Annotated in this window: 21 protein-coding genes and 1 tRNA gene; 7 read left to right on the plus strand and 15 right to left on the minus strand. The window is 71.9% G+C overall.

What is annotated here, in order from left to right:
• Window positions 1-39: 39 nt before the first annotated feature.
• A complete protein-coding gene (locus ACXR2U_RS15740; RefSeq protein WP_458826011.1) occupies window positions 40-1524 on the minus strand; it encodes an ArnT family glycosyltransferase in 1485 nt (494 codons plus the stop codon).
• A 4-nt stretch (window positions 1525-1528) separates the two neighbouring features.
• Complete coding sequence (locus ACXR2U_RS15745; protein ID WP_458826012.1) at window positions 1529-1960, minus strand: MarR family winged helix-turn-helix transcriptional regulator; 432 nt, start codon at window positions 1958-1960, stop codon at window positions 1529-1531.
• A 218-nt stretch (window positions 1961-2178) separates the two neighbouring features.
• Here ACXR2U_RS15745 and ACXR2U_RS15750 point away from each other — a divergent pair, with 218 nt between their 5' ends.
• The 4 genes from ACXR2U_RS15750 to ACXR2U_RS15765 all read left to right on the plus strand — a co-directional run bounded on the left by ACXR2U_RS15750 (window position 2179) and on the right by ACXR2U_RS15765 (window position 6289).
• A complete protein-coding gene (locus ACXR2U_RS15750) occupies window positions 2179-3963 on the plus strand; it encodes an ABC transporter ATP-binding protein (protein ID WP_458826051.1) in 1785 nt (594 codons plus the stop codon).
• 248 nt (window positions 3964-4211) lie between these two features.
• Window positions 4212-4285, plus strand: a tRNA-Arg gene (locus ACXR2U_RS15755).
• Window positions 4286-4320: 35 nt separating this feature from the next.
• Window positions 4321-5484 carry an RtcB family protein gene (locus ACXR2U_RS15760; protein WP_458826053.1) on the plus strand — a complete coding sequence of 388 codons (1164 nt, stop codon included), beginning with the start codon at window positions 4321-4323 and terminating at the stop codon, window positions 5482-5484.
• A 31-nt stretch (window positions 5485-5515) separates the two neighbouring features.
• Window positions 5516-6289, plus strand: coding sequence for an SDR family oxidoreductase (locus ACXR2U_RS15765; RefSeq protein ID WP_458826013.1), 774 nt, complete (start codon window positions 5516-5518; stop codon window positions 6287-6289).
• A gap of 7 nt (window positions 6290-6296) precedes the next feature.
• On the opposite strand, the gene ACXR2U_RS15770 is transcribed toward ACXR2U_RS15765, so the two are convergent.
• Window positions 6297-6455 carry a hypothetical protein gene (locus ACXR2U_RS15770; protein WP_458826014.1) on the minus strand — a complete coding sequence of 53 codons (159 nt, stop codon included), beginning with the start codon at window positions 6453-6455 and terminating at the stop codon, window positions 6297-6299.
• Between the two features lie 440 nt (window positions 6456-6895).
• Between ACXR2U_RS15770 and ACXR2U_RS15775 the strand changes: the two genes are divergently transcribed.
• On the plus strand, window positions 6896-8161 hold the full coding sequence (locus ACXR2U_RS15775; protein ID WP_458826015.1) for an HNH endonuclease: 1266 nt from the start codon (window positions 6896-6898) through the stop codon (window positions 8159-8161).
• Between the two features lie 20 nt (window positions 8162-8181).
• Here ACXR2U_RS15775 and ACXR2U_RS15780 read toward each other — a convergent pair whose 3' ends face one another.
• A complete protein-coding gene (locus ACXR2U_RS15780; protein ID WP_458826016.1) occupies window positions 8182-8772 on the minus strand; it encodes a GrpB family protein in 591 nt (196 codons plus the stop codon).
• A gap of 22 nt (window positions 8773-8794) precedes the next feature.
• Between ACXR2U_RS15780 and ACXR2U_RS15785 the strand changes: the two genes are divergently transcribed.
• Both ACXR2U_RS15785 and ACXR2U_RS15790 read left to right on the plus strand, forming a co-directional pair.
• On the plus strand, window positions 8795-9793 hold the full coding sequence (locus tag ACXR2U_RS15785) for a radical SAM protein (RefSeq protein ID WP_458826017.1): 999 nt from the start codon (window positions 8795-8797) through the stop codon (window positions 9791-9793).
• A 68-nt stretch (window positions 9794-9861) separates the two neighbouring features.
• Window positions 9862-10683 (plus strand): hypothetical protein, encoded by an 822-nt coding sequence (locus ACXR2U_RS15790; RefSeq protein ID WP_458826018.1) that lies wholly within the window; start codon window positions 9862-9864, stop codon window positions 10681-10683.
• Window positions 10684-10780: 97 nt separating this feature from the next.
• On the opposite strand, the gene ACXR2U_RS15795 is transcribed toward ACXR2U_RS15790, so the two are convergent.
• From ACXR2U_RS15795 to ACXR2U_RS15845, 11 genes are all read right to left on the minus strand, one after another.
• Entirely contained in the window at window positions 10781-11518 is a 738-nt protein-coding gene (locus tag ACXR2U_RS15795; RefSeq protein WP_458826019.1) for a hypothetical protein, read from the minus strand.
• Between the two features lie 44 nt (window positions 11519-11562).
• A complete protein-coding gene (locus ACXR2U_RS15800) occupies window positions 11563-12594 on the minus strand; it encodes a hypothetical protein (RefSeq protein ID WP_458826020.1) in 1032 nt (343 codons plus the stop codon).
• Window positions 12595-12945: 351 nt separating this feature from the next.
• Window positions 12946-13452 carry a PH domain-containing protein gene (locus ACXR2U_RS15805; RefSeq protein ID WP_458826021.1) on the minus strand — a complete coding sequence of 169 codons (507 nt, stop codon included), beginning with the start codon at window positions 13450-13452 and terminating at the stop codon, window positions 12946-12948.
• Window positions 13453-13464: 12 nt separating this feature from the next.
• Window positions 13465-14244, minus strand: a complete 780-nt coding sequence (locus tag ACXR2U_RS15810) for a biotin--[acetyl-CoA-carboxylase] ligase (protein WP_458826022.1) — start codon at window positions 14242-14244, stop codon at window positions 13465-13467.
• Window positions 14245-14278: 34 nt separating this feature from the next.
• Window positions 14279-14935 (minus strand): type 4a pilus biogenesis protein PilO, encoded by a 657-nt coding sequence (gene pilO, locus ACXR2U_RS15815; RefSeq protein ID WP_458826023.1) that lies wholly within the window; start codon window positions 14933-14935, stop codon window positions 14279-14281.
• Window positions 14935-15675: a hypothetical protein gene (locus tag ACXR2U_RS15820; protein ID WP_458826024.1), complete on the minus strand. Its 741-nt coding sequence runs from the start codon at window positions 15673-15675 to the stop codon at window positions 14935-14937. Before ACXR2U_RS15820 ends, pilO begins: the two co-directional genes overlap by 1 nt.
• The gene (pilM, locus tag ACXR2U_RS15825; protein WP_458826025.1) at window positions 15675-16748 is read right to left on the minus strand and encodes a type IV pilus assembly protein PilM; all 1074 of its coding nucleotides are present in this window, start codon (window positions 16746-16748) and stop codon (window positions 15675-15677) included. Before pilM ends, ACXR2U_RS15820 begins: the two co-directional genes overlap by 1 nt.
• Window positions 16745-17533 (minus strand): prepilin peptidase, encoded by a 789-nt coding sequence (locus ACXR2U_RS15830; protein ID WP_458826026.1) that lies wholly within the window; start codon window positions 17531-17533, stop codon window positions 16745-16747. The genes pilM and ACXR2U_RS15830 overlap by 4 nt, the downstream gene beginning before the upstream one ends.
• Before the next feature lie 5 nt (window positions 17534-17538).
• Window positions 17539-20139 (minus strand): hypothetical protein, encoded by a 2601-nt coding sequence (locus ACXR2U_RS15835; RefSeq protein WP_458826027.1) that lies wholly within the window; start codon window positions 20137-20139, stop codon window positions 17539-17541.
• On the minus strand, window positions 20136-20756 hold the full coding sequence (locus ACXR2U_RS15840; protein ID WP_458826028.1) for a hypothetical protein: 621 nt from the start codon (window positions 20754-20756) through the stop codon (window positions 20136-20138). The genes ACXR2U_RS15835 and ACXR2U_RS15840 overlap by 4 nt, the downstream gene beginning before the upstream one ends.
• Entirely contained in the window at window positions 20750-21196 is a 447-nt protein-coding gene (locus tag ACXR2U_RS15845) for a PulJ/GspJ family protein (protein ID WP_458826029.1), read from the minus strand. Before ACXR2U_RS15845 ends, ACXR2U_RS15840 begins: the two co-directional genes overlap by 7 nt.
• Window positions 21197-21319 lie beyond the last annotated feature (123 nt).

Raw genomic sequence — 21319 nt, forward strand, 5'->3', positions numbered from 1 at the left:
TCGTCCCAACCTGGCGGCGTGGCTCCGGCAGGGGTGTCGTCAGTCGAGGTGACGCACCCGCGGCCAGACCGTGTCCCAGCCCCCGACCGGGTCCCGGCAGACCGCGACCGGCACGTCCTGCTCCTCGTTGTCGACGTCGACCCCGTTGTCGAGACGCGCGCGCACCTCGCAGCTGGCGAACCACCGCTGCGCCTGGTCGTACTGGTCGCCGACCACGACCACCACCGTGGCATCCGCAGCCGGTCGCGTCTGGTCCCACAACGCGTTCTGGCCGCTGACCACGGGCAGCTCGGGCGCGTACCGGCTGACCGCCCCGGCCTCGCCGTAGTTGGACGCGAGCACCACGACCTCGGCACCGGACGGCGCCGAGGTGGCGTCGTACACGGCGCGGATCTCGTCGACGTAGCGGGGCCAGCCGATGGAGTCGGCGACCAGCATGTTGATCCCGGGCACCGGCGTCGACCCCACCGCCCCCACGGGCACGACCGGCAACCCCAGGACGGACGACACCACGACGTTGAGCGCCACGAGCCCGACCGCGAGGCCACGCCGGGCGCCCGCCCGACCACGCCGCCACCACCGGACCACCGGAGCGCAGCCCGCGGCGTACAGCACGGTGACCAGACCGAGCGGGTAGTAGACCTGCGAGCCCATCGCGAACACCCCGAGCAGCAGGAACGGGAACGCCGCGGCGAGGAACCGCACGGCGGGCCGGCCCCAGAGCGCGGCGAGACCCGCGACCCACACGATCGTCAGCGGCGGGCCGAGGATGAGGAACAGGAACCACCACATCTGCACGCGGACGTCGGAAGCGTTGTGGTCCGCGACCGCGGCCCCGACGTCGAGCTGAGGCAGGCCGTTCACGAGTTGGTAGACGATCGTCGGAGACCCGACGACGACCGCGACAGCGACCCCACCCCACACCCACCTCGACCGCAGCAGGTCGCGCGGACCGGCCACGACGATGCCCGCCAACAGCGCCGCGAGCAGCACGACCACGAGCACCTTGTTCCACAGGTCGATGCCGACCAGCGCGCCCGCGACCAGCCACCACCGTGGACGGTTCCGCAGTTGGGCGCGCGCGACGGCCAACGCGATCGCGGGCCAGAACGGCAGGTCGAACGTGGCCGTGATCGCCGTGTGGCCGAGAGCCAGGGGCATGGCGGCGAAGCCGTACCCCCATGCCGCGAGCGCCTGGGCGCCACGGTCACCGCCGAACTCGCGCGCGAGCAGGCCGACCACCACGACACTCGCGGCGACGAACAGGGTGCCGGGGAACCGGATGGCCCAGACGGTGTCGACGACCTGCGCGACGCCGTGCACGATCAGCGGCGTCAGGAACGGCTGGTCGACGTAACCCCACGCCGGGCGCAGCATCCGGAAGTACAGCTCGTCGCGGTCGTAGCCGTAGCCGACGCTCGCGGCCGTCAGGACCACCACCACCGCGAGCGCGGCGCCGAGGACCGGTGCGCGCGCGAACGGCGGCACGGCGTCGCCGTCGACCTGCTGCGCCCGCGCGGTCATCGGGTCAGTCGTCGAGCAGCTGGTGCAGGATCGACGCGAGGCGCGTGCGGTCGGCGGCGCTGAGCTTGGCGAAGAACCGCTCGGCCTGCTCCATGCGGGCGATCCGCATCGCGACGCCGACGTCGCGGCCCGCCTGGGTGACCTCGACCAGGGTGGCGCGGCGGTCGCCGGGATCCGCTCGGCGCGCGACCAGGCCCTTCTCCTCCAACGCGTCGACGACCTCGGTCGTGGAGCGCGGTGCGATGTGCAGCTGCTCGGACAACGTCGAGAGACGGACCGCGCCGGACCGCATCAACGTGACCAGCGCGCGTGACTGCGAGGGCGTGACGTCGTGAGGGAAGCCGGTCTCGCGACCCTGGTGACGCAGCTGACGGGCGACCGACCAGAACAGCTCGCCGAGGCCGTCGTCGACGGCCGCGGACTCGTCGGTGCGCACGGGAACAAACTAGCACCGTTTGCACTTGTAGCCTCATGTTGAGGTAACCTCATCAATGAGGTGGCCCGAGTACGTCTCCACGGCCTTCCCCACCACGGCGCCGCCCGGCGCCGCGCCACCCTCGATCCGAGAGGGGTCGCCCAGTGCCAGCACCCACAGCATCGACAGCACCCACCACCCGCACCGAACGCCTGCCCGGCGGGCCGAGCCAGGGCGGCATGCCCGGCGGCGGTCGTCCCGGCGGCCGCACCGTGACGCCGGCCGAGCGCGAGCAGGCGCGTCGCGTGTCCCCCCGGCGCATCGCCGCCCTGTTCCGTCCCTACCGCACCCAGCTCGCGGTCGTCAGCGCCATCATCGTCGCGTCGTCCCTGGTCGGAATGGCGTCGCCGTTCCTGCTCAAGGCGGTCATCGACACCGCCCTGCCGCACCAGGACGTCAGGCTGCTCGTCGGCCTCGTCCTCGGCATGGTCGCGGTCGCCGCGATCACGTCGGCGTTCGGCGTCGTGCAGACCTGGATCAGCACCCGCGTCGGCCAGCGCGTCATGCACGGCCTGCGCACCTCCGTCTTCGCCCACCTGCAGCGGCAGTCGCTGGGCTTCTTCACCCGCACCCGCACCGGCGAGGTGCAGTCGCGGATCACCAACGACATCGGCGGCATGCAGTCGGTCGTCACCTCCACCGCGACCTCGATCGCCTCGAACCTCACCACCGTCGTGGCCACGGCCGTCGCCATGGCGGCCCTGTCGTGGAAGCTCTCCCTGATCTCGCTGGTGGTCATGCCGCCCGCCGTGCTGCTCACCCGCCGCGTGGCCCGCATGCGCAAGGAGATCACCGCGGCCCGGCAACGGGAACTGGCCGATCTCAACGTCATCATCGAGGAGGGCCTGTCGATCAGCGGCATCCAGCTCGCGAAGACGATGGGAACCGGCCCCGCCCTGGTCGAACGGTTCACCGAGTCCTCGGTGCGCCTGACCGACCTGGAACTGCGCTCCGACCTCGCCGGCCGCTGGCGCATGGCGGCCATGAGCGTCATCTTCGCGGCCATCCCGGCCGTCATCTACCTCGCCGCCGGCCTGCCCGGCACCCGGGACATGCTGACCATCGGCACCCTGGTCGCGTTCACCGCCCTGCAGAACCAGCTGTTCCGCCCGCTCATGGGGCTGCTCGACGTCGGGGTCTCGGTGACGAGCTCGCTCGCGCTGTTCGCCCGGATCTTCGAGTACCTCGACCTGCCCGTCGACGTCGACGACCCGGCCGAGCCCGTGGCGGTCGAGCCCCGGAAGGTGCGCGGCGACCTGCGGTTCGAGGACGTCACCTTCACCTACCCGGGCGCGGCCAAGCCCGCGGTCGACCACTTCACCCTCGACGTCGCCGCGGGGACCACCGTGGCCCTCGTGGGCGAGACCGGCTCCGGCAAGAGCACGCTCGCCGGACTGGTCGCCCGGTTGCACGACCCGACGTCGGGCCGCATCACGATCGACGGGGTCGACCTGCGCGACATGACGCTCGCCGATCTCGCCGCGGTCGTCGGGGTGGTGAGTCAGGAGACGTACCTGCTCCACACGACCATCCTGGAGAACCTGCGGTACGCCCGACCCGACGCCACCGACGACCAGATCGTGGCGGCCGCGAAGGCCGCGCAGGTGCACGACCTCATCGTGTCACTGCCCGAGGGTTACGACACGATGGTCGGTTCACGCGGGCACCGGTTCTCCGGTGGCGAGAAGCAACGCATCGCGATCGCCCGCACGCTGTTGCGTGACCCGAAGATCCTCGTGCTCGACGAAGCCACGAGCGCCCTCGACAACGACACCGAGCGGTTGGTGCAGCGGGCGTTCGACGCCCTGGCGGTCGGACGCACCACCATCACCATCGCCCACCGCCTCACGACGGTCCGCGACGCCGACGAGATCGTGGTGCTCGACCACGGCCGGGTCGTCGAGACGGGCACGCACGAGGACCTGCTCGAGGCCGAGGGCCGGTACGCCGCGCTCGCCGCATGATGGGAAAACCCTCGACAAGCGTGGTCTTTGCTCGTAGTCTTCGTCAGCCCGCCGCCGCACGAACCAGGAGAGGACCAGCCGTGAACGCCACCGCCGCGATGTATCCGCTGGTCCCCGGGAGTCTCGACGTCGCACAACGTCGAGAGCGGCCGCGGCCGGCGTAACGCACCACGCCTGTCCGCAGAGCCGCCTCGCGCCCCTTCCGGCGCAGGCGGCTCTGCTGCGTCTGCAACCCTTCGCGTTCGCTTCTCCTGGTAGCTCAACGGGACAGAGCACCTGCCTACGAAGCAGGAGGCTGTGAGTTCGACTCTCGCCCAGGAGACCCTCGTCCACCACGCACGAACGGAGCCACCGGCGATGGAGCACCTGTCCGAGAAGTTGATCAACTGGGCGTCGATCCTCGACGACAACGCTCGCGCCCAGGCCGTCACGACGGCCACCATGCCGTTCATCCACCCGCACGTCGCGCTGATGCCCGACGCCCACCTCGGCAAGGGTGCGACGGTCGGCAGCGTCATCCCGACCCTCGGCGCGATCATCCCGGCGGCGGTCGGCGTCGACATCGGGTGCGGGATGATGGCGGTCCGCACGCAGTTCGACGCGGCACAGTTCGCCGCCGTCGACCGATCCGCGTTGCACGCGTCGATCAGCCGGGCCATCCCGCTGTCGGCCGGCCGCTACAACGCCGACGTCACCGGGACGGCCGTCGACCACGCCGTGGCGCTCGAGGCCCTGGACGGCGTCGACCAGGCCGAGGCGATCGCGCCGAAGTGGCGCCTGCAGTTGGGTTCCCTCGGTTCGGGCAACCACTTCATCGAGGTCAGCCTCGACGAGGCCGACCGGGTGTGGCTGTTCCTGCACTCGGGTTCGCGCGGGGTCGGCAACAAGCTGGCGGGCAAGCACATCAAGGTCGCACAGCAGCAGTGCGCCCGCCGCTGGATCACGTTGCCCGATCCCGATCTCGCGTACCTGGTCGAGGGCGAGCCGGAGTTCTGGTCGTACCTCGAGGCGTTGCGGTGGGCGCAGGACTTCGCCTTCCGCAACCGCGAGGTGATGATGGACCGTGTGGTCGACGCCGTCTCGGCGGCGATCGGCAGCACGGTCGAGCGGGTCGAGGAGATCAACTGCCACCACAACTACACCGCGCGCGAGCAGCACTTCGGCAAGTCCGTGTGGCTCTCGCGCAAGGGGGCGATCGACGCGACCGCCGGCCGTCCCGGGTTGATCCCCGGGTCGATGGGCGCCGCGTCGTACGTCGTGGAGGGCAAGGGCAACGCCCTCGCGTTGAACAGCAGCCCGCACGGTGCCGGGCGTGAGTACTCGCGCGCCGCGGCGCGCAAGCGGTTCACGCGCGACGACCTCGACGCGCGGATGGACGGCATCACCTGGGGCCGTTCCGACGCGTTCCTCGACGAGCACCCCGACGCGTACAAGGACATCGACGTGGTCATGGCCGATGCGGCCGACCTCGTCACCGTCCGACACACGCTGCGGCAGATCGTGAACGTCAAGGGTGACTGAGGTCAGCCCGACCGGTGCCGCGACCGGCAGGATGACGTCCGTGACGAGGACTGCGGTCATCACGGGCGTCGGACGCCGGCGCGGCATCGGGGCGGGCCTCGCAGCGGGGCTCGCTGCGGACGGCTGGGACCTGGTGCTGTCGTACTGGCGCCCGTACGACGACCGGCTCGGCTACGAGGCGGGACCGGACGATCCCGAGGCCGTCGCGGGCGAACTCCGCGACGCCCACGACGTCCGGGTGGAGCTGGTGCCGGTCGACCTCGCCGATCCCGACGCAGCCGGCGCGCTGCTGCTCGAGGCCCGTCGGCGGCTCGGGCCGGTGTCGGCGCTGGTGATGTCGCACTGCGAGAGCGTCGACTCCGACGTGCTCACGACCACCGTCGAGAGCTTCGACCGGCACTACGCGGTGAACGTGCGGGCGTCGTGGCTGTTGGTCAAGGCGTTCGTCGAGCAACTGCCCGATGCGGGTGGCAGCGTCGTCGCGCTCACCAGCGACCACACCGTCGGCAACCTCCCGTACGGCGCGACCAAAGGTGCGCTCGACCGGCTCGTGCTCGCCGCGGCCCACGAGCTCGGTGGGCGTGGGTTGCGGGCCAACGTGGTCAACCCGGGTCCGGTCGACACCGGCTGGATGGAGCCGGCCTGGCGCGAGGAGCTCACCGCGCTGCAGCCGACCGGCCGGCTCGGCACTCCGGCCGACATCGCCGACACCGTGCGGTTCCTGCTCTCGGACCAGGGTCGGTGGATCACCGGCCAGGTGCTGCACGTCGACGGCGGCTTCCCGCTCGGTCGGTTGCCGGTCTGACGCGCGGTCAGAGCGCCGCCTTGAAACCGTCGTGCAGTGGCCCGAGTTCGTTGCCCTCGGCGCGGCCCACACCGGTGGCGCCACCGCACTGCGCATGATCGTTGCAGTAAACAACTGTGCCCGCGGGCCGGTCGGCCCGTGCGGTCGCGACCGCCGTGTCCTGCACTACTTCCACCCGCAGTCCGCGTCCTCCCTCTACCGCCGTCGGCGTGCGGAGCGTCGTGACACCGATCTCCTACCCTTCGGCGCCGCGGACGCTCGAATCCGGAGCCCCGCCCTACGACCCGAACTCAGGCACATTGAAGGGTCGGGCAGGCACGTCCGCTCGCCGGTGGACGCCGTGGTGCCGGTGCCGCCAGACGGCTCGCGATGAGCAGGTGGGCCACGTGCCGGAGGTGCGCCCGCGCGGGCCGGCCCGTGCGTGAGCGTTGAGCACGCCCTGAGACGACAGCACCTTCGTCAATCTCTCAGAAGAGCGTTCGTAGGGCGGCAGGCGCCGTGCGACCCCATGCTCGCTCGAGCGTGCATGGATCGGACAGGTTCACACTCGGCAGGAATCATCAACGTTTCATTGACTTCTCGAGCGTTCAGACTAGAATAGAACACATGACCAGTCAGTCCGTTGACCGCCTCGCGCGGATCGCCGCGCTGGACGCGCAACGGTGTCGACTGGCCGCCGAAATCGCCCGCGAGACCGCGGCGCTGGCGTCCGAACGCAGCGCCGCGATCGAAGTCGAGATCGCGACCACGCCGAAGCCCGGTGTGGGTCGGGCGCGGCGGCGCGAGCACGCCCGGCGGCAACTGGTCGCCGAACTCGGTCGGGCGTTGAAGCTGAGCCCGTGGCACGGCGGGCACTACCTGCGGTGGGCGGTCGAAGCACCTACCGACACCCCGGGCACGTTCGCGTTGCTGGAGCGCGGGGAGTTGTCGGAGCGGCGGGCGCGTCTGGTGTTCGACCAGGTCGCACCCCTGGAGCAGGTGGACCGGCAGATCGTCGATGCCGGGATCGCGGCGAACCTCGACGGGTGGGGCGACCGGACGTTGACCCGCCGCACCCGCGCCGCCGTGCAGGAACTCGACCCCGCCGGCGCCTGCGCCCGCGCCGCGAAAGCTGCCAGTGAGCGGCGGGTCAGCAGCCGCCCCGCACCCGACGCCATGGGCTGGCAGACGCTGCTCGCCCCGATGGTGCAGGTCGTCGCCTGCCGCGCCGCCCTGGAGCAAGCCGTGAAAGACGCCCGAGTGCACGGCGACCAGCGCCCCGCTGGGCAGATCATGGCCGACACCGTCGTCGAACGGATCACCGGACAAACCTCGGCCCCCGCCGTCCCGCTCGCGGTGCAGCTGGTCATCACCGACCGCACCCTGCTCGGTGCCAGCGACACCCCCGCCCGCCTGGCCGACGGATCACCGATACCGGCACCGCTGGCCCGGGCGATGGTGCTCGACACCGAGACCGCGCACCGGGTCCGCCGCCTGTTCTGCGACCCGGCGGGGCGGCTGATCACCGCCGAGACCGCATCCCGTCAGTTCACCAAGGCCATGGCCGACTTCGTGGCGCTGCGTGACGAGGACACCTGCACCACCGCGTACTGCGACGCCCCCATCCGGCATGTCGACCACCACCAACCCCACACCCACGGCGGACCCACCAGCCTGGCCAACGCCCGCGGGATGTGCGTGTGGTGCAACCAGACCAAAGCCGACCGCGCCCCCGACACGGCCGAGCGGACACCGACGGCGCCGACCCGACCACCCCGCCGACGGCAACGCCGATCTCGCGTCGAACGGATCGCGAAACGCAAGATCGCCGCCGCGCGACGACCACCCGCCACCATCGAGTTCTTCCTCGACCGTTGCACCCAGCACCAATGAGCGTCGGCGGCGTTGTCGACTCAGTCGAGGAGTCCCGCCGCGCGGAACAGCCGGTCGTAGATCTCCCGGACCACGTCCTGCTTGCGGGCGTTGTAGTCCATGACGCGCCCACCCCCAGGAACGGCCGCACGCTTGGCGCGCGCGTACAGCTCCCGGTCGTCCGGGTGCGTCCGCAGCCAGTCGCGGAACATCCGGTGGCGCACGGTCTCCGGACTGTCGGGGCCGAACACGTGCAGGTTGGCCGCCGGGTCGGTGCGGTTGAGACCGCGGTGCTCGTGCCACGACGGCTCCCGCACCACATGCCGCCAGCCGAGCCGTTCCAGGGCGGGCAGGTAGTCGGCCTCGGCGCGCGGATCGGGCACGACCAGGTCGATGTCGATGACGTCCTTCGCGGCCAGCCCGGGTACCGACGTCGAACCGACGTGGGCGAGGTCGACGACCCGATCACCCAGAACGTCGCGGACCGAGGCGGCGAGCGTGGCGTAACGCTCCGGCCAGCCCGAGTCGTACTCGACGATGTGCACCGTGGTGGGCTCGGGCGGGCCGTGCACCCACGGGTTCTCGTCGGGATCGGGTTCGTGGTGGCGGGTGATCTCCCCGGGCGAAGGCATCACGGCGACGCTAGCCCACCCGATGACCCCCTGGCGGCCGCTCGAACACCTGTTCTACTCTGGCGACGTGCGCTGGCCCGGCATCGACGACGAACGCGACGGCCAGACCCACCTGTTCGAGGCCGACGCCCTGACCGGCCCCGAACGCGGCACCGGTCGCCTGTCCGGGTTGGAGTTCCACCACGTCGCGGCCAAGAAGATCATCAACGAGGTTCCCGGCACGTCGCACGTCCCGTTCCGCTGGACCGTCAACGCCTACCGCGGATGCAGTCACGCCTGTGTCTACTGCTTCGCTCGTCCCACCCACGAGTACCTCGGCCTCGACGCCGGGACCGACTTCGACACCAAGATCGTCGTCAAGGTCAACGCGGTGGAGAAGCTGCGGGCGGAGCTGGCCGATCCGCGCTGGAGCGGCGAGCACATCGCGATGGGCACCAACACCGATCCCTACCAACGCGCGGAGGGGCGGTACCGGCTGACGCGCGGGATCATCGAGGTGTTGGGCGAGGCGGGGAACCCCTTCTCCGTCCTGACCAAGTCGGCCCTGGTCACCCGCGACGTCGACGTGCTGACGGCGGCAGCAGCGCGGACCGACGTGCACGTCAGCTTCTCGGTCGGCACCGTCGACGACGCCGTGTGGCGCGCGACCGAACCCGGCACGCCGCACCCGCGCCGCCGCCTCGACGCGATGCGCCGCCTCGCCGACGCCGGCATCCGGGTCGGCGCGCTCATGGCACCGGTGCTGCCCGGTCTCTCCGACCGCCGCGAGCAGATCGAGGAGACGGTCGGCGCGATCCTCGACGCCGGCGGCACGGTGCGCACCGCCCTGCCGCTCTACCTGCGCGGCGCCACCCGTCAGGTGTTCCTCGACTGGCTCGCCGCGCACGACCCCGAACTGCACCGGCGGTACCTCGCGGCCTACGCCGGCCGCACCCACCTGCGCCCGGATTACGTGGAATGGGTGGAACGGGCCGTGACTCTCGCCGCAGAACGTCACCGCGAGACGGAAGCTTCTTTGTGAAGGGTGCATGAAGCAAGCTTCCGTGGGGGATGACGTCACGGACATCCGAGCACCCGAGGAGACCCGCAGTGCCCCACCGTCCCACCGCCCGACGCGCTGCAGCGACCGTCGCCGCCGTCGCTGCCGTCGCCGTCCCGGCCCTCGGGCTCACCGTCTTCGCCACGCCGGCGTCGGCCACGCCGTCGCCCTCGGCCGTCCTCGCGAACACGTTCCCGGTGCAGTGCACGGCGAACGGCGCCTCGACCATCACCGGCAAGCTCACCGTCAGCGCCGCCGGACCCGCGAACGCCGCGGTCGGCGACACCGTGACCGTCACCGACTACGAGGTCTCGCTGGCCATCGACAACCTCCCGATGGACCCCGCGCCGTTCAAGGGCGCGACCCCCAGCTTCGCCGTCGACGGCACGTTCACCAGCCACACCGTGCTCTCCGGTGCGATCACGCTCGGTCCGGTCGCCAGCGAGGGGACGGTGCAGCGCGCCACGGTCTCGCCGCAGGGCATGGCGACCCTCGCCGGCGCCGCGAGCAAGCCGCTGGCGTTCCCGGCCAGCGTCGCGGGCCCCGTCACCGTCACGACCGCGAGCCCGTTCCTCGTCACGCTGAACTGGTACGTCACGAAGGTGACGCCAGCGTCAGGGCAGTCGCTGCCGTCGGGCATCCCGGCCGTCGACACCAGCAAGCCCTACGGCACGTCGACCGTGAGCTGCACCGGGAACCCCGTCATCCCGTGGGGCACGGTGCAGATCGTCAAGACCGCGGCCCAGGCGGGCACGCCGGGCGCACTCGCCTCGACCGGCACCGCGACCGAGAACATGGCGGTGGTCGCGGGGTGGGCGCTGGTCGTCGGCGTCACGGTCACGTTCTTCTCGCGCAGCCGTCGCACCACCTGACCGTCACCACGCCTGCCGGCGCACACAGCGACGCCCGCCGCACCCTCCCCCTGGAGGGTGCGACGGGCGTCGCCGTCTGCGGTGGTCGCGATGTCGGTCAGGGGCCCGATCGCGCCACGCTGTTCAGTGCCGGGACCGGCTGAGGGCGCCGGCCCGACCGGCGGTGCGAGGTCCGCGCCGGCGGCGGCGTGTGCCGGGCCGCGCCGTGCCGACCACCCTTGCTGCGGGCGTCACGACGACGCTTGCGCCAGTACCAGAGACCGCCGGTGACGGCGAGGACCACGAGCAGGATCAGCAGCCACCACCAGTCGATGCCGCCGTCGGCGACAGGCACGAGCGCGGTGGTGGGCGTGAACCCGACCAGCACCGCGAGCCGCTGACGCACGGCGAGCGCACCGGTGTCGATGTCACCGGCCGTCGCGACGACCGCGGCCCACTGCGGTGCCGTCGTCCCGCGCGGGGTCGCGAGTGTCAACGGCACGTTGGCCTGCTGGGCGGCACCGAGTCGGATCGTCGTCGCGGCGGGGGTGATCCGTTCCGACGTGGCCGACGCCCGGTCGCCGATGGCGTACTGCCCGGCCTTCTGGGAGTCCACGCCGACCAGGCCGAGGGTGACCGTGATCGGGTGGTTGGTGCGGTTGTAGACGACCACGGCGTCGGTCTCGGTCGCGCCGCTGGCGGGCACCTCGATCTTCGCGCGGGGGTTGTCGCCGGCGGGCTTGAGGCCGAACTCGTCGGTCTGGACCGCCTGGGCCGGGGCCGCCGACACCACCGCGAGGGTGAGGCCGGCGGCCGCGACCAGCACCGCGACGAGCAGGGAGCGGAGAACGTGCACGTGGGGGACTCTCCGACCGGAGGGGTCTCGACGCGGTGCGGACATCAGACGTCCGTCAGGGTGACGGTCATGACGCCGGTGTAGTCACCGGACGCCGTGGCCGGGACGTTCACCTTGAGCGTCGGGCTGACCTGGTAGTTGCCGCTCTGTGTCACCTGCGACAGCGCGGTCAACGTCGCGTTGAGCGGGGCGATGTTGAGCCCCGCCAGCGCGCCGAGACCGCCGACCAACGGCGCCGCGAGCGCCTTGACCGCGTCGACCGTCGAGTAGCCCGCCGCGATGAGGTTGCCGGCGTTGAAGGAACTGCCGGTCCCCAGCGCGTTCAGCGCGTTGGTGACCACCGACTTCACCCCGGCGTTGTTCGAGGTGCCGGCGAGCAGCGGGTTCGACGTCGGCGACGCGCTGCCGGTGCAGCCGTTGCCCAGTCCGAACGCCGCCGCGTTCGTGTACGGCGTCTCCGTGCTGCCGACACCCAGAGCGGCCTTGACCGGCAGGCCGGTCAGCGAGCCGTCGGCGATGTCGGTGAGGGCACCGGTCGTCGCACCGAGCAGCGCGGTCGCGTTGAGGGCCTTCGAGTTCCCCGTCAGCGGCGTCGACGGCACGTTGATCGTGCCGAGCAACGTGCCGCTGAGGTTGAACAGCGGCTGGACGGTGGCGGCGATGTTGGTGAGGTCCAACGCGCCGTTCTCGACGACCGACACCGCGCTCGACGGGATGAAGTCGGTGCAGCTGTAGGTGTTGGCGCCGGTGACCTTGTAGAGGTTGGTCATCGTCGACTGCACCGAGTACCCGAAGTTGCTGTAGTTCGCGTCGGCGACGCCGGTGATGAAGCCCGCCGCGCCGCCGGTCGCGGTCAGACCCGAGGAGGTCGACAGCGGATCACCGGACAGGGCGTTGAGCACCAGGGTGCGGCCGTTGGTGTTGGCCGCGGTGGCCGACAACGTCACCGAGGACGAGCCGTTGGAGCCGGCCGCAGCAGCGGGGCCGGCGGTCGCGACACCGGCGACCGCGAGACCGGCGACGGCAGTCGCGGCGATCCCGCGGCGCAGGAGCCGCGTCGTGGAGGGTGGGGCCATCGTGGGGGGAACCTCTCTGTCCTGAGCCCCGCCGGCCGACATGTGCAGGACGGACCGGGGAGCAGCAGCGGGTGGGGGATCACGGCCGCCGAGGTGACGGCCATGACTTAACGCGGACTAAACCTGACGCCGCGACGCGGCGGCCGCAAGCGCTCTCGCGCCCGGGACGGGGCGGTATGTCGGGAATGCACCGCGGGCCGTGACCTGATCGTGATCCAGGGCAGGGGTTACCGGCGGTAGCGGAATCTGCGACGCAAGATTCCCCCGCCACGACAAGGGGTTTCTCGTCAAGCGTCGTCGGATGCTTCAACGAACGAGGGGCGCCGAGGTGACGCCGGGTGACGCACCGCGTCACATACGGCCGCGCCGCCGCTCTTCGGCGTCGATGAGCCGGTTCAACACCTGCTGCACCTCGTCCGACCGCGGCACGTCGGTCAGCCGCTGCACGCCCTGCTCCCCCGCCGACTCGATGAGCAGCGTCCCGGCCCCGACGAGCCGGTCCCGCAGCGTGCGTTCGAACCCGACGTCGTTGATCCGGCCGAGCGCGATGTCGCGGCCGGTGTGCGAGAGCACCCCCGTGCGGATCAGCACCCGTTCGGTGGTGAGGACGTAGTGGGTGCTCGCCCACCGCAGCAACGGCCGCAGCACCCACCAGATCAGCACGACGACGGCCACGACGGCGACCGCGCCGAGCACCGGGGAGCGGGCCGAACCGTGCGGGACGACGGCGACGAGCACGCCGGTGGCGGCGCAGGTCAGCAGGAACGCGACCCCGGCCGGGACCAGCGTGGTCCAGTGCGGGTGCAGGTGACGGACGACGGCTTCGTCGTCGACCAGCAGGCGCTCCGGGAACGGCACCCGGTCACGATCTCACCCGGACGGCCGCAGGTGGGTGATGTCGCCCGCGAGCACGGTCGTCTCCCCCGCGGCGGTCACCAACACCAACCCGGCGTCGGGCGCGATCCGGACCGCCCGGCCGGTCAGCACGTCGTGCGGTCGCGTGACGGTCACCTCGCGGCCGAGCGTCGCGCACCGCTCGGAGTAGGCGGCGTGCAGGCCCGCGGCGACCGCGTCCCCGCCGGCTGCGTCGAGAGCGTGCGACCAGCGCGCGAGGCCCGCCAACAGGTCGTGGAGGACGCCCGACCGGTCGGCGTCCACGCCCTCGGCCGCCAGCGACGTCGCGGTCGGCACGGGCAGTTGGTCCGCCCGCTGGCTGACGTTGCACCCCGTGCCGATCACCGCGACGGGTCCGCGCGCCTCGGCCAGGATGCCCGCGACCTTCCGGCCGTCGTCGCCGAGCAGGACGTCGTTGGGCCACTTGAGCGCGCACGGCGTCCCGGGCGCAGCCGCGCGCAGCGCGTCGACGAGCGCGACCCCCGCGACCAGCGGCAGCCAGCCCCACGACACCACCGGGGCGGACGGCCGCAACCGGACCGACAGCATGATCGACGCACCCGGGGGTTCCTCCCAACGGCGGTCGAGTCGACCCCGCCCGGCGGTCTGGTGGTCCGCGACCAGCACCTCCCCGGTCGGGCCGTCGGGGTCGGCGAGCAGGTCGGCGTTGGTCGAACCGGTCTCGGCGACGTACCGCAGGGTCAGCAGGGGTGCGGGCAGGCCGTCACGGACGGCGTCCTCGGGGTAACCGCTCACGCCGTGTGACGCTACGGCCGGTTCCGCACAGACCTCAGGAGGCGGTGGTCGTCGAGCCGCCCGAGGGCGTCGCCGCCGCCGGCGCGGCGCCCGCGGCGGGCGTCGACCCCGCTCCCCCACCCACGACCCGGCCGTCCTGGACCAGGGGGGCCGAGGTGCTGAACACCGTCACCGCCAGCGACAGCGTCTCGACACCGTCGGTCAACGTGGACAGGGTCACGCCGGACATGGTCAACGCGCGCGGCGACGTGGTCTGCAACGTCTGCACGACACCGAGCAGCCCGTCCGGGCTGCCGCCGAGGTCGATGGTCACCGGCAACCCCCAGACACCCTCGACGTCGGTCTCGGCGGGCGGGGCGATGGTGACGGCACCGACCGTGACGCCGTGGGCTGTCGCCGCGGCCTGGACCTGCCGCAGGAGGCCCTGGGTGTCCGCGACGGCCGGGAGTGCGGCCGTGGCCGCGGCGTTCGCCGCTCGCAGCGCGCCGGTCTGCTTCGAGGCGTCCTCGAGCGTGGCGAGCTTGCGCCGCAACGTCGCCTGGGTCAGCGAGGCGTCGTCGATCTGGCTCTGCACGCTCGCCTTGTCGGCCCGCGCCGGCGCGATCGCGAGGAGGTACGCGGCGCCGCCCATGAGCAGCGCGGCCACCGTGACGATCGCGGCCACCAGCCGCGGGGAGTTGAGGGCACGCATCACTTGCCTCCGGGCGCGGTCGGGGTGGGGAGGGCAGCCACGGACGACAGGACGGCGGTGACGCCGAACGTGTACCCCGTGATGCCGGCGGCAGATCCGTCGGTCACGGCGGACACGTCGGTGGCGACGACGTTGTCGAGGCCCACGACGCGGGCCAGTGCGTCGACGTAGGCCGCGACCGCGCCAGGTCCGGGTGCGGCACCGCTGAGGGTGAGGACACCGACGGGGACGGGCGTGGGGCCCGCGGTCGTACCGCCGCCACCGGGAGCGCCACCCGCGCTCCCGGCGGCAGCGGGGTCTGCGGTCGTCGCCTGCAGTTGCGCGACGACGACACCGCGCGGGGCCGCCGCGACCACGGCGGTGAGCAGCGGCGCCCAGTCCAGGTCACCGGCGGTGAGCCGGTTCAGGCGGCCGACGGCCTCGGTCACCTGGTCCTGCAGCGCGACGACGTCCGCGTACCGCCCCTGCTGGGCGCGCAGGTGGGCGGTGAGCGAGTCGGCGGCGGCGAGGTCGGAGCGGGTCGACGCGACGTCGGCGCGCACCACGAAGACCAGCGCGCCCAGGACGACGGCGAGCAGGGCGAGGACCGCGACCCCGGCCCGGCGCACCCGGTGGCCGCGGCGGGCGTCGAGGATCTCGCCCGGCAGCAGGTTGACCCGCACGGCGACGACCCGGCCGCCCGGATCGGCTGCGTCGGGCACGGGGACGGCTGGTCGGCGCCCGGGGACGATGGCGGTCATCAGGACACTCCGAGGGTCAGACCGATGGAGACGGCGGCGGTGGAACCGAGCCGATCGAGGGCGGCGTGCCGACCGCCGTCGCCACGGCCGGTGCGCATCTGGGCCAACGGATCCGCGATCCGGGTGGGGAGCTCCAGCCGTCGTTGGACGGAGTCGACGAGTCCCGGCAGCAACGAACCGCCGCCGCAGAGGGTGATCTGTGAGACCGGGATCTGCTCGCGGTGGTTGGCGAACCAGGACACCGAACTGCGGATCTCCCGGAAAAGCGGCCGCAACGCCTCACCGACGGTCCCCACGAAGTCGACGTCGTCGACGACGCCCGGCCGTCCGACCAGACCCACCTGGCACTTCAGCGTCTCGGCGTCGTCGATCGACAGGTCGTGCCGCAGCGCGAGCAGCGCGGTGACCTCGGCGCCCCCGCGTGGCACGCACCGGACGACCTGCGGGACGCCGTCGACGTGGATGACGAGATTGGTGCAGTAGGCACCGATGTCGACGACGATCTCGGCCGACCCGTTGCCGGTGGCGGTCGCGCGCATCGCGGCGAACGAGGCCAGGTCGACGCCCTCGACGAACAGACCGGCGCGCTGGACCGCCTCGACGGCCTGCACGACCGCGTCCTTCGGGGCCGCCACCACCAAGCCGTCGATCCCGCCGGAGCCGTCGGCGGCGGGACCGAGCGCGTGGAAGTCGAGCAGGGCCTGGTCGACGGGGAACGGCAACGTCTCGCGGACGAGGTAGGGCAGCGCGCGTCGGAGGTCTCTCGCGTCGAGCTTCGGCACGGTGAGGTCGCGCACCAGCACCTGCTGGTGGCTGAGACCGAGCATGACCTTCCGCGAGCGGAACCGGCGGTGCGACCACAGTTCCCGCACGGCGGAGGTCACCGCCTTGCCGTCCTCCACCACTCCTCCGCGTACCGCGCCGGGAGACACCGCGACCGATCCGTAGTTCTCGACGACCGGCCCCGACGGCCGGTGGGAGATCTCGAACGCGCGCACGGCGGTCGAACCGAGGTCGAGGCCGGTCGCCGTGGGCACCCGCCGTCCGAGCCGGGGCATCTCGATGCGGGTCATGCCACTCCGATCAACGAGCCGTACCACTGACCCAGCGGTGCGGCGACGAACAGGGCGAGCAACGCCCCGGCCAACAGGTGGGGGCCGTAGGGGATGGCGGTCGTACGGTCGGCCCGACCGCGCGCCATGGCAGCGACCCCGAACAGGCTGCCGAGGACGAAGCCCGCGAGGAATCCGACGGCGAGCGCGGCCCACGAGACCCATCCCAGGTAGAGCCCGAGCAGGCCCGCGGTCTTGACGTCTCCGAAGCCCATGCCGCCCGGCCGGAGCCAGGCGATGGCGTAGTAGAGGCCGAACATGACGGCCATCCCGATCAGGGCGCGCGAGCCGTCAGCCCAGGAACCGGTGCACACAGCAGCGATCAGCAGGAGCCCGCCGGCCACGAGGTAGGACGGCAGCACGATGCGGTCGGGCAGCCGCTTGACGTCGAGGTCGATCATCGCCAACGCCACGGCGACCGCGGCGAGGTACAGGTAGGCGGGCAAGGCGGCGGTGACCCCGAAGCGGGCGGTCACCGCGACGAACAGGACGGCCGTCAGCAGTTCCACCAGCGGGTAGCGGATGCTGATCGGCGCCGCGCACCCGGCGCACCGGCCCCGCAGCACCAGCCAGCTCGCGACCGGCACGTTGTGCCACGGCTTGAGTTCCATCGCGCAGGTCGGGCACGCGCTCGGGGGACGGACCACGGACAGCGAACGCGGCACCCGGTGGATGACGACGTTGAGGAACGACCCGACCAGCAGCCCGAGGAGGCCGGCGAGGACGAGGAAGGGCGTCAGGGGCAACTGGTTCACGATGCACCGTTCCCGGAGACCGACACGACCGACCACACCCGGCCGGACTTCACCCTGGTCGTCGGTTCGTAGGGCAGGTTGGACTGACGCAGGTCGACGTAGTTGTAGCTGAGCAGGTAGCCGCTGCGGGCGACCGTTCCGTCGTTGTTGGCGAGTTGGGTGCCGTTGACGCCGCGGTGTCCCTGGTACACCCCGCCCTTGATGAGCAGGTTGCCCATCCACGCGCCCCGGTTGTAGTTGTCGGAGGTCAGGGACCCGTTCAGCGCGAACACGGCGGCCTGGATCGTCCGACTGCCGGTCGCCTGGAGGTTCGTGTACTGCGACGCCGGGTGGTTGCTGCCGAAGTTGCCGTTGCTGCCACCGCCGGGGGTGCCGAGGCCCGTGACGTCGTTCGGGCAGAAGCCGGCGTCGGTCGCGGCGAGCGAGGTGCTGTTCGTGCTGACGCACGACACCGGGTGGAAGTTGCGCACGTACTGGCCCGCGACGATGTTGACCGCGTCGTTGGTGATGGTGTCGCTCGTGTTGACGAGGTTGTTCGTGACCACGACGTCGTTGTCGGCGAGCAGGCTGAGCTTGCCCTTGTTGGTGCCCTCGACGTACAGGTCGCCCGCGACGCTCGAGCCGGTGGAGCCCGCGTACTGCGTGACGTCGCTGACCGACGGGAAGTAGCTGGTGGCCGAGGCGGGCGTGGCGACCGCCCAGGTCGTCGAGGTCACGGTGACGGTGAACTGCGGGACCGCCGCGCTCCAGGTGCCGCCACCGTTGGTCGAGGCCTGCCGAGTGACGGTCAGGGTCACCGGCGTCAGGGTCCCGGACTCGGTGCCGGGGCCCGCCGGGCCGTTCGCGAACAGGGGGTCGCCCGCCATCGGGTACGCGGGCGTGACGGTCATCGCCCGGGTCGTCCCGGCGACAGCCGTGCCGGTCGACGGGGTGACCACGTAGCGGCGGGCGGTGGTGTCGGAGGGCAGCTGCGCCTTCAGCAGGTCGACGAGGCACTGCTGCCGGCTCGCGGTCGTCGACGTCGCGGTCGCGCAGGTGCTGCCGGCCAGGGCGTTCCGGGTCGCGGTGCGGAAGGTGCTGTAGGTCTGGGTCCCGCCGACCTTCGCGGAGTACTCGCACTCGAACAACTTCTGGTCGGCGGGCTGCACACTCCCGCACGCCCCACCGCTGGTGTAGGTCGTCCAGCCCCCGGTGGTCGAGGTCGCCGCCGGCACCTCACTCCAGGCGCAGGCGGCGTTGACCGCCGCCGAGTAGTACGGGCTCGCGGAGCAGGTGTCGGTCGCCGCCGACGTGCCGTTGCTCGCGGTGCCGGCGGTGGCGGTGTTCCAGAACGTCGACGTCGAAGCCGAGGGGGTGGTGCTCGACTTCTGGCCGGTGGTCGGCCACCCCGCCGTGGGCTCGGTGCCGATGTTGCGCACGAGGATCGTGCCGCCGCCGACGGTGCCGTAGGCGATGGGCCACGCGGTGATGCCGGTCCCGACCACGCTGGGGTAGCAGGCCGGGTCGGCGCCGGCGGCCTTGGTCGTGGTGCGGGGGCTGGTGATCGTCGCCGTGCCGTTGCCGTTGAGCTTGACCCGGGTCGGTCCGGTGTAGACGCAGGCGTTGGCCGAGAGCCCTTCGGTCCCGATGCCCTGGGGCAGCTGGAGGTCGAAGTCGGCCTTCTTCGGCTTGTAGGGGCTCGCGGAGAGGGTGCCGTTGTTCTGGTTGCGCCAGGGGACGGACACGTTGTTGATCTTCGGGTAGGCGGGGGTGGTGCGGCCAGCGTAGCCCCAGCCGGTGATGACCGGCGCCTGGAACAACGGACCGGACCCGCCCGTGCCGTCGACGAACACGGCGTCGCGGGTGTACACGGGGCCGTTGAGGGTCATGCCGGTCGCGAAGATGATGTCGCAGCCGCCGCTGAAACTCGACGAGCGTCCGGTGGTGTCCACCGAGTAGCCGACGGTGAAGGCGTTCGACGCCGGACGTCCCGGGGTGACCGGTGAGGTCGACGGGTCCTGCCACCAGTGCCGGTCGCACGTCGCGGTGTTCGCGGGCGTGGCCCAGGTGACGGTCGACGCGGCCGAGGCACTCGCGTACTGCCAGGTGCCGCTGGTGTCCAGCCGCACCTTGTGTGCCCGGTAGATGCTGTTCAGGGCGTCGGAGGACTGCGACTCGTAGTCGCTGTAGTAGCCGTAGGACAGGATGCTCGGCGCGAGCGCGATGTCGGCGTCGAGGGTGCGGGTGGCGCGGCCGTAGCGGCCGGTCGCGTGCACGCGCACGTAGCCCTCGGGCGTGAGCGCACTGTCGGTCGTCCACGAGATGGTGGCGCCGCTGGTCGGGTCGAGCACCTTCGTGCCGCTCGCCGCCCCCTTGGCCTGGGCACACACCCGCGTGGTCGAGCGGCAGGTGTCGATCCCGCTGACGTAGGCGATGAAGTCGTCCACGGCGGCGCGAGCGGCGGCGCCGGCGCCGGTGCCGTCCTGGTCCTGCCTGGTGCGGGAGATGTCGGGCGTGGTCACGGTCAGCACACCGGCCACCGCGACGGTCACCATCGAGATGACCATGAGGACGAACACCATGGCGAAGCCGTCATCGTCGCGGCGCGGGACCCTCACGCCGCACCGCCGGAGACGACCGCGGTCGACGTGTAGGTCTGCGTCCGGCCGCCACGGTCGGCCACGACGAGCGTGACGTCCACGGCGCCGATCTGGGCGTTGCCGGTCGACACCACGCCGTCGACCTTGCGGTAGGTGAAGCTGAAGCCGCTGCCGGCCTGGACGTCCGACGCGAGGACGGCGGTGGTCGCGACGTTCGTGCGGTACGCGCACGGCGCGCTCGCCGTCGGCGCGTTCTGCGGCCCGGTGCGGGTCATCCGCAACTGACCGGATGCCACCGTGAGCGAGATGCTCGCGGCCGGTCGACGGGGGCAGCCGGTGACCACGGCGTCCGACGCCGAGAAGGTCACGGTGGGACTGACCTTCGTGACGGCGTCCACCGTGCCGGGGACGACGCTGCCCGGGACGGTCAGACGCAGGATGCCGGTCGCCGTGGTCATGGCGCCGCGGGCGTCCTGCTGGGTGAAGCTGTTGGTGGTGGTGGCGCGGGTGGCGTCGCCGGTCCAGACGAAGAAGCCCAGCGCGGTCGCGCCGACGATCGTGGTGAGGCACATGCACACCACGAGTTCGGCGAGCGTGGTGCCGTCGTCGCCGCTCGGCCGCCGGCGGCTCAGCACGAGACCACCGTGGTCATCGTGATGGACCGGGTGTCGTCACGATCGGCCCACGTGACCGTGCTCGTGACCGTGAGGGCGAGCACGCCGGTGGCGGTGATGACGTCGGGGCAGGTGGCGGTGCCGACCACCCCACGGGCGGTCACGGTGCGGGTGAGCCAGAAGGTCTTGGCGCCGACCTTCTCGGGGTGGCGCGCCACCGGAGGCGGGTAGTCGGGGTAGAGCACGGAGCGGGCGTCGTCGACGTCGGCGCGGACCAGGTTGCTGGCCGTCGTGCGCATCTCGTTGTCGGACTGGGCCCGCAGGCCCCCGACCACGCCGGTGGTCGCCGCGCCGCCGGTCAACACCAGCAGCGTGATCGAGACCAGGGTCTCGGTGAGCGTGAATCCGCTGTCACCGTCGACCTTCCGGTCTCGGTGCGCGGCAGGGGTGGACGCAGGCACGGGGGGTCTCTCCGGGGGATGAGAGTGGTGGCGCCCGGCCGGGGGAACCGGGCTGTGGTGCAGAGTGGTGCTGGGTGCAACGGTCACGCCGCCGAACGACCGACGGTGCGGGGCGCTGTGGTC

The organism is Jatrophihabitans sp. YIM 134969 (assembly GCF_054456675.1).